Source organism: Providencia sp. PROV116 (assembly GCF_028482485.1).
GTDB lineage: Bacteria > Pseudomonadota > Gammaproteobacteria > Enterobacterales > Enterobacteriaceae > Providencia > Providencia rettgeri.
On record NZ_JAMPQO010000016.1, the window covers coordinates 1 to 13348 of the forward strand.

Annotated in this window: 10 protein-coding genes, 1 tRNA gene and 2 pseudogenes; 6 read left to right on the forward strand and 7 right to left on the reverse strand. The window is 40.6% G+C overall.

Going from position 1 to position 13348, the window contains the following annotated elements; translation table 11 throughout:
- Positions 1–553: 553 nt before the first annotated feature.
- Positions 554–1111: a tyrosine-type DNA invertase gene (locus tag PSE72_RS12010; protein WP_004266220.1), complete on the reverse strand. Its 558-nt coding sequence runs from the start codon at positions 1109–1111 to the stop codon at positions 554–556.
- 339 nt (positions 1112–1450) lie between these two features.
- Between PSE72_RS12010 and PSE72_RS12015 the strand changes: the two genes are divergently transcribed.
- Positions 1451–1813, forward strand: a complete 363-nt coding sequence (locus PSE72_RS12015) for a YibL family ribosome-associated protein (RefSeq protein WP_109912301.1) — start codon at positions 1451–1453, stop codon at positions 1811–1813.
- Between the two features lie 177 nt (positions 1814–1990).
- On the opposite strand, the pseudogene rhuM reads toward PSE72_RS12015, so the two are convergent.
- From rhuM to PSE72_RS12030, 3 genes and pseudogenes are all read right to left on the reverse strand, one after another.
- Positions 1991–2355 (reverse strand): annotated as a pseudogene (rhuM, locus tag PSE72_RS12020) (RhuM family protein); the annotation flags it as partial.
- A gap of 41 nt (positions 2356–2396) precedes the next feature.
- Positions 2397–2576: pseudogene (locus PSE72_RS12025) on the reverse strand (DUF932 domain-containing protein); the annotation flags it as partial.
- 252 nt (positions 2577–2828) lie between these two features.
- A tRNA-Sec gene (locus PSE72_RS12030) sits at positions 2829–2923 on the reverse strand.
- Positions 2924–3232: 309 nt separating this feature from the next.
- On the opposite strand from PSE72_RS12030, the gene prlC reads away from it, so the two are divergent.
- Complete coding sequence (gene prlC, locus PSE72_RS12035) at positions 3233–5275, forward strand: oligopeptidase A (RefSeq protein ID WP_115166330.1); 2043 nt, start codon at positions 3233–3235, stop codon at positions 5273–5275.
- Positions 5268–6038, forward strand: a complete 771-nt coding sequence (rsmJ, locus tag PSE72_RS12040; protein WP_115166329.1) for a 16S rRNA (guanine(1516)-N(2))-methyltransferase RsmJ — start codon at positions 5268–5270, stop codon at positions 6036–6038. The genes prlC and rsmJ overlap by 8 nt, the downstream gene beginning before the upstream one ends.
- Positions 6039–6121: 83 nt before the next feature.
- Here the strand turns inward: rsmJ and gdhA are convergent, their stop codons facing one another.
- A complete protein-coding gene (gdhA, locus tag PSE72_RS12045) occupies positions 6122–7456 on the reverse strand; it encodes an NADP-specific glutamate dehydrogenase (protein ID WP_004263145.1) in 1335 nt (444 codons plus the stop codon).
- A 266-nt stretch (positions 7457–7722) separates the two neighbouring features.
- Complete coding sequence (gene uspA, locus PSE72_RS12050) at positions 7723–8157, reverse strand: universal stress protein UspA (RefSeq protein ID WP_004263149.1); 435 nt, start codon at positions 8155–8157, stop codon at positions 7723–7725.
- 450 nt (positions 8158–8607) lie between these two features.
- Here uspA and uspB point away from each other — a divergent pair, with 450 nt between their 5' ends.
- Positions 8608–8943: a universal stress protein UspB gene (gene uspB, locus PSE72_RS12055; RefSeq protein ID WP_004906561.1), complete on the forward strand. Its 336-nt coding sequence runs from the start codon at positions 8608–8610 to the stop codon at positions 8941–8943.
- 131 nt (positions 8944–9074) lie between these two features.
- Here uspB and pitA read toward each other — a convergent pair whose 3' ends face one another.
- The gene (gene pitA / locus PSE72_RS12060; RefSeq protein ID WP_115168232.1) at positions 9075–10565 is read right to left on the reverse strand and encodes an inorganic phosphate transporter PitA; all 1491 of its coding nucleotides are present in this window, start codon (positions 10563–10565) and stop codon (positions 9075–9077) included.
- Between the two features lie 375 nt (positions 10566–10940).
- On the opposite strand from pitA, the gene PSE72_RS12065 reads away from it, so the two are divergent.
- Both PSE72_RS12065 and PSE72_RS12070 read left to right on the forward strand, forming a co-directional pair.
- Entirely contained in the window at positions 10941–12143 is a 1203-nt protein-coding gene (locus PSE72_RS12065; protein WP_004906564.1) for an NAD(P)/FAD-dependent oxidoreductase, read from the forward strand.
- Between the two features lie 496 nt (positions 12144–12639).
- Positions 12640–13338, forward strand: coding sequence for a pirin family protein (locus tag PSE72_RS12070; RefSeq protein ID WP_115166328.1), 699 nt, complete (start codon positions 12640–12642; stop codon positions 13336–13338).
- Positions 13339–13348 lie beyond the last annotated feature (10 nt).

The following is a 13348-nucleotide window of genomic DNA, read 5'->3' on the forward strand; positions in this document are numbered from 1 at the left end:
TTATGTTGCATTATAGATTGATTTTTATAGACATTTTATTTATCCAATTGATTATCATTGATAATTGATTAATTTTTTTGTTATATATTATATTGCTGTATTTTACAGCGGAAATTAAAAGTTTTTAACTTACAAAAACCAAAAACATGAATTTATCATCTAAATAATTTCACTTACATCCTACCATTTCACAGAGTGGCTTTATTTAGCAATCAAAAATGGACTATTATTGTAAAAAAAATGATTAAAATATGATAACAATTAGTTAACAACGAAAGTGATTTGCTGTCACTCTTAATTGGAGTAATTAAATCATGATAATTCAAAAAAAAAGAATAAATAAAATTATTAACTAACTTTATTTTTAAAGGCTGTGAAATAAATTAGTTGAGTATGTTGTTTGTGGCTTTCAAAATAATTATTGCCCTTAATATGCATAAGAATACCTCAGTTTTATCAAATCAATTGCCTAAATAACTGAGGTATTCTTGGTGTTTAGTTCATATTATTATGTTTAGTGCTAGCCTTATGTTGATACAAGTCATTAAATTGCTTATTGATTCAACCAAATACCACTAAACCTTTTTTCATTACTCGCAGTATAAATTACAGTATGAGCGATATTTCGATGCCCTAAATAATCTTGAATTAATCGTGTATCCCGGCCCAAATCAGCTAATGCATAGCCGCATGCATGCCTTAGCATATGAGGATGAAGCTTTACAGGAAGCCCAGCTATTTTTCCATACTGCTCAAATAAACGATAAATTTGATAACGAGAAATTTGGCTTCCCTTTTGTGAAATAAATAAACAATCTGATCCCGCTGTTTTCCAAGAATCTCTTTCAGCTAGCCATTTTTCAATCGCATTAAACTCTTCGGGAATTATAGGCTGTACGGTAGACAGCCCTCCTTTTAGTCTCCTAATAAATATCACTTTCTGCACTAAATCAATATCAGCCATTGTGATATGAGTGAGCTCGCTAACTCTTAACCCATGCAAAAAGCTCATTAATAACAAGCAATAATCGCGATTAGGATAGCGACCTTGCTTTGTAGCATCCAATAAAGAATTCACCTCTGTACGTGTAATAAATTTACGTTTAGTCATTATGATCTCATCTATACCTCGTTATATTTTGCTATATACCAACGATAAATTAACTAAAAATAATAATTTTTCAGAAAATTAAATATAATATGTCAGAAAGGTCAGTGATGATACCGAAATGCAAGCACTTAATCATGATATCACTAAGGCATAAAAAAACAGAATTGTGAGTGGTTGAGTGATAAGTTGATTTATAAAGTAATTATGTTGTTTTCATTGCATGAATGATGAGCGATAAAGGCGTCGTCACATGGGGTGTTAGTCTATATCCCTTTTCACCCTCTAATACGAAATAGTGTATACTTGCCGACAAGAAATTTATTCACGGTTAATTAAATAATGAAAGAAATTGAAAAAACACAAATTAAGCTTCTTAGCGACCGCTTAGACCTTATTCGTCACCAGATGGCAAGTATGCAACTGACGAGCGATGCAGAAAAATACGCAGAACTCGAAAAAGAAAAAGTGACGTTGGAAACTGAAGTTACTCGCCTGAAAGCAGTGCGTAACCAAAAGCTCAGCAAAGAAGCACAGAAGTTAGTCGATATGCCATTCAAACGCCCAATCACTAAGAAAGAACAAGCCGATCTTGGCAAGCTGAAGAAGTCCGTGCGAGGTTTGATAATTGTCCATCCAATGACGGCATTAGGCCGCGAAATGGAACTGGATGTTATGACTGGTTTTTCTAAGGCTGATTTCTAGTTAGGGAATCAACCTAACTAAAAGCTGTAATGACTCACTAATACTAAAAGGTTCTTAGTACACTTTTCGTGGTTATGAACCGTTAGTGAGTATGAGCTCCCCCTTGTTTACTACGACCACCTCAGGTACTAAGCTAATTTTAGCAATTTAACTAAAAATAGTGATTCTACTATTTTTCTACTTTCCTATTTTCAGCAAATCTTTCAGCGCCGCGATATTCGCTCTCGCTCTTTCCGCTTCTTTTAACCGACGACGTTTTTGAGCAAAAATATCAAATATCTCTTTAGCTTTTTCATCAGCGGCTTTCTTACTTATTCCACCAGCGCCTTGCAATACGTCTCGGTCATTGAAACTTAAAAACTGATCCAGTTTAGTATCCCAATCTTGTAAGAATACTTGCTTACGGCCAGTGCTTGGTCTTCGGCAAAGTCGAGCCACATATTGACGATACGGTTTAATTCCTTCAGTTCATTTTCACGTAGATAATTCTTCGCAACCGTCACATCCGTTTTACGCACTTCGCCCGACTTATAAATAGCTAGCAAGCACATTATTTTATGTAAAAACAATGTACTACTATTACCTATATCCATTCTCTGCAAGAAAAATGTTTGTGCATCTTTTCAGTCATCACCCACAATGCTTTATTTAATTTAATATCCCCATCAATACCATTTACTGAACAAGTACGAGCTCGCTTACCTTTTGCATTTCGGCCCGATAATCCACCTTTAATTAAGCTCTCCTGCAAACGTTGATATAACCTCGAGATATAACCCCCCTCCATCGGTCATTTTATAGGGGGTTACCATTGGCCTTGAGGCCGCTACCTGGCGGGCGTAAAGCTTCATTGTGGGGGCATCCAAAAAATAGGGAAAAATTATGTCTCCAATTTTGCCCCCAAACAGGGGTAGAAACCAGTAAACAAGGGGAGAATCAGACAGACTTTGAGATGATTAATCTTATTGATTTACAAAGAAAATATAGCTTTTGGAAGAAATTCAGAAACTGCGTTTGGCGGAAGATCACAGGAGTCGAACCTGCCCGGGACTGCTGGCAGCCCCAACTGGATTTGAAATCCAGCCGCCTCACCGGAGACGACGATCTTCCTCTATAGATTGGAAAGTGATTATAGACTGAATTCATTATTTTCCAAAGCATTGAAACTACAACTATTGCCTTTATTGATAAAAGCCAACAAAAAACCCATTTATTGATAAGTGTTAATAAGAAAAAACGTTAGATTGATATTGAGGTTTGTACATCTGCCCCCATATACTTTCTTATATTCGCTATGGCGTACTGGTTATATGATCCATAACATTAACCCTATTTGGGTATAAGTTCGCCATTTAACTTTTATTGTCAACACAGTAAGCCTTGGCCTACGAGCACAAGCCTGCAATCACAGGATGTTTTATGACAAATTCATTATTAGCCGATTCCGCACTACCCCGCTTTTCTACTATAGAACCTGCAGATGTTTTCCCCGCAGTCCAACATGTACTCAATGAATATCGCCAAACAGTAGAAAACCTGCTGAGTGCAACGGATCAATACACTTGGGACAACCTGTGCCAACCTTTAGAAGAAGCCAGTGATAAGCTTTCTCGTGTTTGGTCGCCAGTTAGTCATTTACACTCGGTGAAAAACAGCCCAGAACTGCGCGAAGAGTATGAAAAATGCTTGCCGTTACTGTCTGAATTCAGTACTTGGATGGGGCAACATGAGCCTTTATATCAAGCATATAAGTCATTAAAAGAAGGTGCTGAATTTAATTCCCTTAACCAAGCTCAACGTAAGTCCATCGAAAATACCTTACGTGACTTTGAATTATCAGGCATTGGCTTACCCGTTGAAAAACAGCAACGTTATGGTGAAATCGTTGCACGTTTGTCGGAGATAGCATCTAAATTTAGCAATAACGTTCTTGATGCTACCATGGGTTGGAGTAAACTCATTAAAGATGAAAACGAATTAGCGGGCATGCCAGAAAGTGCAATTGCTGCAGCAAAAGCCATGGCTGAATCAAAAGGTGAAGAAGGCTACTTACTCACCCTTGATATGCCAAGCTATTTACCTGTTATGACCTATGCTAACAACGCAGAATTACGCCGTGAGATGAGCTATGCATATAGCACCCGTGCGTCGGACCAAGGCCCAAATGCAGGTAAATGGGATAATAGCGAATTAATTGATGAACTGATGGCTTTACGCCACGAACTAGCGCAATTATTAGGTTTTAAAAACTACGCAGAAAAATCCCTAGCGACCAAAATGGCCGAATCGCCAGAGCAGGTGCTGAATTTCCTCAATGATTTAGCCGACCGTGCTCATCAGCAAGGGGAAAATGAGCTGGCTGAACTGACCTCTTTTGCTAAAGAACATTATGGTATTGATAAGCTTGAGTCTTGGGATTTAGCCTATTACAGCGAAAAACAAAAACAGCATAAATTCTCATTAAATGATGAGCAGTTACGCCCTTATTTCCCTGAACAGCGCGTCCTGAATGGGTTATTCGAGGTTGTTCATCGTATCTATGGTTTAACCGCCAAAGAACGCAATGACATCGAAACATGGCATAAAGATGTGCGTTTCTTTGAACTCTATGACGAAACCAACACTCTGCGCGGTAGTTTCTACCTTGACCTCTACGCTCGTGAACACAAGCGTGGTGGGGCTTGGATGGACGATTGTGTGGGTCGTATGGTGCATAAAGATGGCTCGTTACAAAATCCTGTCGCTTACTTAACTTGTAACTTCAACAAGCCACTCGGTGATAAACCCGCACTGTTTACCCATAATGAAGTCACTACCTTATTCCATGAATTTGGCCACGGCTTACATCATATGTTAACACAAATTGATGTTGCAGATGTCGCAGGGATTAACGGGGTGCCATGGGATGCCGTCGAGCTACCAAGTCAATTTATGGAAAACTGGTGCTGGGAGCCCGAAGCCCTCGAATTTATTTCTGGCCATTATGAAACAGGCGAACCATTACCAACAGAAATGCTCAATAGCATGTTAGCGGCGAAGAATTACCAGTCAGCCATGTTTGTTCTGCGTCAGTTGGAATTTGGTCTATTTGACTTCACCTTACACGCTGAATATGACCCAGCAAAAGGTGCGCAAGTCATGCCAACGTTATATGCAATTAAAGACAAAGTCGCTGTCGTACCCTCCCCTGAATGGTCACGTTTCCCACATGCCTTTAGCCATATCTTTGCGGGGGGATACGCCGCAGGTTATTACAGCTACTTGTGGGCAGATGTACTCGCGGCAGATGCATACTCACGCTTCAGTGAAGAAGGTATCTTTAATCGTCAAACGGGTCAGTCCTTCCTCGACAATATCCTAAGTCGTGGGGGTTCTGAAGAGCCAATGGCGCTGTTTGAACGCTTCCGTGGTCGTAAACCAGAACTCGATGCGATGTTAAAGAGCTATGGTATCCATGGCTAATGACATTGCGATCCAGTTGATCTGTGAAGAGGGTGCCGATCCCGGCACGCTCTCTCAACTTTCTGAAAAATGGCAGCTTTCTCATACCCCTGATGCCGTTATGGCTGTCGTGCTTACGCCTGAAAATTTACAACTGCGTAAGCTAGATGAACCTAAATTAGGGGGAATTTTTGTCGACTTCGTCTCTGGGGCTATGGCCCATCGCCGTAAATTTGGAGGGGGTCGTGGTGAAGCGGTCGCCAAAGCTGTGGGAATCAAAAAAGATTATATTCCCGATGTGGTTGATGCCACTGCTGGCCTAGGGCGTGATGCCTTTGTTCTCGCCGCTCTCGGTTGCCATGTCCGCATGTTGGAACGTCACCCTGTGGTTGCTGCCCTATTAGACGATGGCTTACAACGGGGCTATCAAGATGCAGAAATTGGCCCATGGTTACAAGAGCGAATGTCATTGATCCATGCATCCAGTATTACCGCTCTGAGTGAAATAACCCACGCGCCTGATGTTATCTATCTCGACCCGATGTACCCTCATCGGCAAAAAAGTGCTTTAGTGAAGAAGGAAATGCGAGTATTTCAGTCATTGGTGGGAGCAGATGATGATGCAGATTCATTATTAGCCCCTGCGATTACTTTGGCTAAACGTAGGGTAGTTGTTAAGCGCCCTGACTATGCAGAGCCCCTTGCGGGACAAAAAGCGCCATCAGCGATTACCACTAAAAACCATCGGTTTGATATCTATCCATGCATTAAAAATAACGAATAAACGTAACGGCGAAGGGCGTATGTACAGGTGAATTTATCAGTATGATACAGCCGCCCTTTCGCGTACGTTTTGAGGTCAGAGAATTACAACACACCCTGCCCAAGCATTGCATCAGCGACTTTTACAAAGCCCGCGATATTAGCACCTTGAACATAGTTTGTTTGTTTCTCTTCGCCACCGAATTCCACACAGTGCTGGTGAATATCCAACATGATATGGTGTAGACGAGCGTCAACTTTTTCTGCTTTCCAACCTAGACGAGCCGCATTTTGAGCCATCTCAAGACCTGACGTTGCCACACCACCTGCATTAGCCGCTTTACCTGGAGCAAACAGCACTCCCGCTTCAAGGAACAGTTCGGTTGCAGGGATCGTCGTTGGCATATTAGCCCCTTCAGCGACCGCTTTAACACCATTTTTGATTAACACTTTTGCTGCATCAACATCCAGCTCATTTTGTGTTGCACATGGCAAAGCAATATCGACAGGCACATTCCATGGCTGCTGGCCCGCTAAGTAAGTTAAGCCAAACTCTTTTGCATATTCTTCAATACGACCATAGTTGTTTTTGATTTCTTCCAAACGTGCAAGTTTTTCTGTTGTAAAACCGTCTTCATCAACCACAGTACCGCTTGAATCAGAAGCTGTAACCACTTTAGCGCCAAGCTCCATACATTTTTCAATGGTGTACTGTGCAACGTTACCTGAACCGGAAACTGCTACACGCATCCCTTCAAAGCCTAGGCCATGGCGTTTTAGCATTGCATTTGTGAAATAAACCAAACCGTAACCGGTTGCTTCAGGGCGAATTAAACTACCACCAAAAGACAATCCTTTACCGGTGAATACACAAGAAGTGTCATTAGACAGTTTTTTCATCATACCTGTCATAAAGCCCACTTCACGTCCACCCACACCAATATCCCCCGCAGGGACGTCAGTATTAGAACCAATATGGCGATAAAGTTCTGTCATCAATGCTTGGCAAAAACGCATCACTTCGCCATGGCTTTTACCTTTAGGATCAAAGTCAGAGCCACCTTTACCACCACCCATTGGCAATGTGGTCAGGGCATTTTTCAGTGTTTGTTCAAAGCCTAAGAATTTCAGAATGGATAAATTCACAGATGGATGAAAACGCATACCACCCTTGAATGGGCCGATTGCAGAGCTAAATTGTACACGCCATGCACGGTTGACTTGAACTTTACCTTGGTCGTCTACCCAACACACTCGAAATTGAATCACACGTTCAGGTTCAACAAAACGCTCAAGTAATGCTTGGTCACGATACTTCGCATTTTGCTCTAAGAACGGCCAAAGGGAAGTGAATACTTCACGTACCGCTTGTAAAAATTCAGGTTGAGAAGGGTCTCTTTTTTGGACAGACTCCAAGAACGAAGATAGTGATTGTGTCATCTATGTCTTCCTTTTTAACATGTAGTTGTTGTGATGTGCCTCACTCTTTCTTATCATTATTTTTAGGAAATGTGAGGTTGATTTGCGTTTGCCTATTGAATATATCATTAGTTTGTATTCTAAATTCAAGGTTTTTTTTCACTCTATAGCAAAATAAATTGCTTGACCTGCCAATAACTACCTCAAAATACATATTTTGAAACAAAAAAAACGCCTGCATAAGCAAGCGTTTTTAGTGAATAATATTTCAAATGGCGTAATATGGATTATTCTTCATCATCATTTAGTGGTACAATCAACATATCCACATGGACTGTATTGATTAGCTGGCGAGCAGACGACATCAGCTTGCTCCAGAAATCTTGGTGGTGCCCACAGACCACTAAATCCATATTGTATTTTTTAATGGCATCGACCAGTACTTGGCCTAGATCACCGCTACCGCTGAGTGTTTCTTGAATTTCATAACCTGCACCTGCAGACAAATCCTTCAGAGCATTACGCGTTTCATCAGTAATACGTTGCTGCATGTCACCAAGATTGACATCAATAAGACCGGTATAGAGGTCTGAATAGTTAACATCAACATGGATCATAGATACTTTGGCCCCGTAAGGTTTTGCCATAGAGACAGCCTTATCCAGTAATACTTTACTTTCAGGTGATAAATCTACCGCAACGAGAATATGTTTGTAAGCCATAAGTAAACTCCTTCCGAATGCTGATTATCTGGTGGTTATGCCTTCACCACATCTTTATGAATACTATACCTGCTAATTGTGATTATTAAGTGTTGCTTTGATCACATCTAAGCAGATTAACCTTAAAATCATCACTTCATATAACATTTTATAAAACAATAACATCATTCATTCAATATTAATATATTGCCCTAAAAAATTCGAGTTATGGAGACTCTTTAGCTTAGTAAAACAACAAAGTTGCCCAGCAAACTGTGATATTAAAGTTCAGTAACTCAGGTTTATTTTCTTCAATATAAACAAAAGGTCATCACAAATTTACGCTAATTGCACTTTTTTTAAACAATAATTTATCCTACAATAAAATAACTGAGTATAAGTATAATTTTTCTGCTGTATTTCCTTTGCGACAATTGCTGTGAGCTTGAGCTAGGTTCTAAGGAGAGGATTATGTTCAGTATGATTGCATTGTTTTGGGCATTATGCATTTTGTGCATCTTAAATATGATGCGGTACTTTTCTTCCGTTCGTGTTCTATTGTCTATTTTAAGGGATTCAGACCCTCTGCTTTATCAATCCGTTGATGGTAATGGTTTTTTTACTACACACGGCCAGCTAAACAAACAACTCCGGTTAGTTCGATACATAAATAACAAACAATACCTTGAACATTATGACCCTGAAGTTATTTTGCGTTGTGAGCGAATCCGTAAGCAATTCATGATGATAAGCAGGCTCAGCATACTTGTTATCGTGAGTTTAGCGTATTTATTGATAACAGGTTAACTATGATCGTAACTTTCTAATGAAAAAATAGTGATGGCCTTTCGATCATCACTATTTTGTATATGTAGATTACTGTGTTCATGTAACTGTTAAAGGCTCCATACTCATGTATGAAGCCAAAATTAGCGCGACTAGATAAACAACAGCGATAGCCAGTATAAACCGCCGGATAACACAATGGACACCGGTAAAGTTAATAACCATGCTAGCGCAATGCTTTTAATGGTTTTTGTTTGTACACCACCACCATCGACAACCATCGTACCCGCCACTGCAGAAGATAAAACCTGCGTTGTTGAAACTGGCATACCAGTATAACTTGCCACACCGATAGAGACTGCCGCAGTTACCTGAGCAGATACACCTTGCGCATAAGTCATACCTTTCTTACCAATTTTCTCACCAATGGTCACAGCAACACGCTGCCAACCAAACATGGTGCCTAATGATAATGCTAAAGCAACCGCAATAATGATCCACAATGGTGCATATTCAACGGTATACAGCAAATCATTACTGAGTTTTTTCAGTAAGCTGGCATCTTTGGAACTGGTTTCTGGTAATTTTGCAACCGCATTCGCAGTATCAGAGATACACATCAGCAAACGGCGTGCGTGGTTACGTTGGTCTGGCGTCAGCTCTTCATAACTTTGAATGCCATCAAGCATCGTTTGCGCTTGATTTAAAATAGCGCCAGTACGTGTGCTATCACAATGGAATTCACCACCGAGTTCATCACTACTTACTGCAACGGTCGGGGCATTTTCTATTGCATGGTTTAACGCTGGTTTATGTGTTTCATAGTATTGTTGCAGGTGGACAACCGCATCATGTGTTTTTGCGATGTCATAACCGTTAGAATTCATATTCATAACGAAACCTGCTGGAGCAACACCAATTAGCACCAGCATGATAAGACCGATGCCTTTCTGGCCATCGTTCGCACCATGGGAGAAACTCACCCCAACTGCTGACAAAATCAACGCAGTACGGGTCCAGAATGGCGGCTTACGCTTACCATCTTTTTTCTCACGTTCCGCAGGTGTTAAGTGAATACGACGACGTTTCTTTGTGCCACTCCAATAACGGCGCAAAAAGAAAATCATCAAACCGGCAATCACAAAACCGATAGCGGGAGACAAAATTAATGACATGAAAATACTGATCATTTTCGGTATATTCAAGGCATCAACGACAGACGAATCAGTCACAATCGCGTTGGTTAAGCCCACCCCGATTATCGCCCCGATAAGTGTGTGTGAACTGGAAGCAGGAATACCTAAGTACCAAGTTCCAAGGTTCCAAATAATTGCAGCCAAGAGCAATGAGAAAACCATTGCAAGGCCGTGAGCTGAGCTCACATTAAGCAAGAGGTCTGTTGGTAAGAGGTGGACAATGGCATATGCAACGCTCAACCCTCCCAGCAAGACACCAAAAAAGTTAAAAACCCCTGCCATGACAACTGCGAACTGAGCCCGCATTGCTCTGGTATAAATAACCGTTGCTACCGCGTTAGCGGTGTCATGGAAGCCATTTATAGCCTCATAGATCAGCACAAACAACAGTGCCAGAACTAATAATAGACCTGTATGAAATTCTAAACCTGTAAAAAGATGTAGCATAGACGTTAAGCCATTATATGTTGGACATGAACGCGGCGCATTATCAGTGACAAACGCTGGCGGTGGAAGCAAAATCTAACCTTTTTTTGATTTAACTACCCATCAAAAAAGTACCTCATAGCAATTACTCCATATATTTCAATGAATTGCAGCAATCAAGGTTATTCTGAATTTTTGAAACTTTTTAACGATATTTCCAGAAAATAATCATTGTTTGCTTTTTTTAGACGAATTTCTCTAATTATAATACGTCCTGTATAGTTTTCATCAGTTCTTCCTCAAAGCTTTACATTACAATCTCGATGAGATGACGTAAAATATCCCAGTTATCAATGTAATTATGCTTAAAATCAAACATATATAGAGACACTTATTGTGAAAAATTTCGACGTTATTATTTTAGGTGCTGGCGCAGCAGGTTTATTTTGTGCCTCACACTCTGGCAAACGCGGTTTGAAAACGCTAGTGGTTGATAACGGGAAAAAATTAGGCAGGAAAATATTGATGTCCGGTGGCGGACGCTGCAATTTCACTAATATGTATACAGAGCACAGTAATTACATTTCTACGAACCCGCACTTTTGTAAGTCAGCACTTGCTCGCTATACACAGTGGGATTTTATTGCCTTAGTCGCTAAATATAATATCCCTTATCATGAAAAAACCTTAGGGCAGCTTTTTTGTGATAATAGCGCACAAGATATCGTCGATATGCTGCAAAGTGAGTGTAACCTACCTAATATCACTATTAAGTTACGCAGTGAGGTCACTGCCGTTGACAAAATAGATGATGGTTTTTTAGTCACGATTAACGGCTCTCAAGTAAGTACCCACTCACTTGTCGTTGCAACCGGCGGCTTATCGATGCCTGGTTTAGGTGCAACCCCCTTTGGCTATCGCCTTGCGGAACAGTTTGGGCATACTATTATTCCAACACGAGCAGCACTGGTGCCCTTCACTTTACATAAACCCCTTTTAGAAACATTGCAGGTACTTTCAGGCATCTCTGTCCCTGCAACGGTAACAGCAGCAAATGGCACCGTATTTAAAGAAAATATTTTATTCACCCATCGGGGGCTTTCTGGTCCAGCCATTTTGCAAATATCCAGCTACTGGAACCCTGGTGAGTACGTAAGTATTAACTTACTTCCCGATATTGCCGTAAATGATTTTATCGCTTCAGAGAAACACCAGCACCCAAATCAATCGTTGAAAAATACCTTAGCAAAAATACTACCTAAACGGCTAATTGAGATATTACAAGCTCAAGGGCAAATCCCTGAATGTGCGCTAAAACAGCTTAACCATCCTCAAATTGAAGCGTTGCACACCACATTACACCAATGGCAGGTACAACCTAATGGAACGGAAGGGTACCGCACAGCTGAAGTAACATTAGGTGGCGTTGATACTCACGAAATATCGTCTAAAACCATGCAATCGCTTAAAGTGTCTGGCCTGTACTTTATTGGTGAGGTGATGGATGTAACTGGCTGGCTCGGAGGTTATAATTTTCAATGGGCATGGAGTTCCGCAGCTGCATGTGCGGAAAGCTTGCCTCTCCCTTTTACAGAATAATAGAAAAAAGACTGGAAACACACTCAGTCTTAACCTGACGCTTAACGGAATTGTTCCGTTAAGCGTATCCTCCTGTATTGATGCCCAGAAAATCTTAATCCATTGAAAAATAATGGTTAATATTTAATTTCATATAAATCATATAATTGCAGTTTTAATTATAAGATATATTATTTTGGTTAAAAATAATGCTTTACAAACGATATTGATAACCATTATCATTATCATCACTTCCTCGATAGGGTTACTTAGTCACCCTTTTGCAGGGGGTACGACATTGCTCACATTGCTTCCAGTGTTTACTTTAGCCAGCCTTGCGCTGGCTATTTTTTTATTTACCCCACAATTCTCTGCAATCACTACCTATCTTGTTCAAATTTTTTGGATCCTATGGTTAATGGGAGCTACTTTTCTCTGTGTGTAAATTGGTTAAACTGTCATCAATACATTTAGAGCGAGTTCAACCAAGGTTGAAATCCGTACAGGAGAGAACACGATGATTTATTTACGCAAAGCAAACGAACGTGGTCATGCAAACCATGGATGGCTCGACAGTTGGCATACTTTTTCATTCTCTAGCTACTATGATGAGCAATTTATGGGCTTTTCTGCACTGAGAGTGATTAACGAAGACTTTATTACTGCGGGCCAAGGGTTTGGAACCCACCCCCATAAAGATATGGAAATATTGACCTATGTGCTCAATGGGACTGTCGAACATAAAGACAGCATGGGCAATATGGAGCAAATCCCTGCGGGTGAATTCCAAATTATGAGTGCGGGTACGGGTATTCGTCATTCTGAATACAACCCAAGCAATGAAGAAGAGCTACACCTGTACCAAATTTGGATCATTCCTGAGAGAACGGGTATTGAGCCACGTTATGAGCAAAAACGGTTCGATTCCAAAGATGGCAAGCAATTGGTGCTATCACCGGATGCACGTGATGGCTCATTAAAAGTTTATCAAGATATGGAACTGTGGCGCTGGGCATTACCTGCAAATGAAACACACACTCATGCGGTCGCTGATAAGCGAGTTGTATGGATTCAAGTCGTCAAAGGGAATGTGGAAATCAATGGCCAAAAAGCAACCACCAGCGATGGTTTAGCTATTTGGCAAGAAACAGCACTCACCATCAAAGCAAGTGAAGATAGTGAAATCCTGTTGTTTGACTTACCATCCGCAGAATAATCATTTTCAC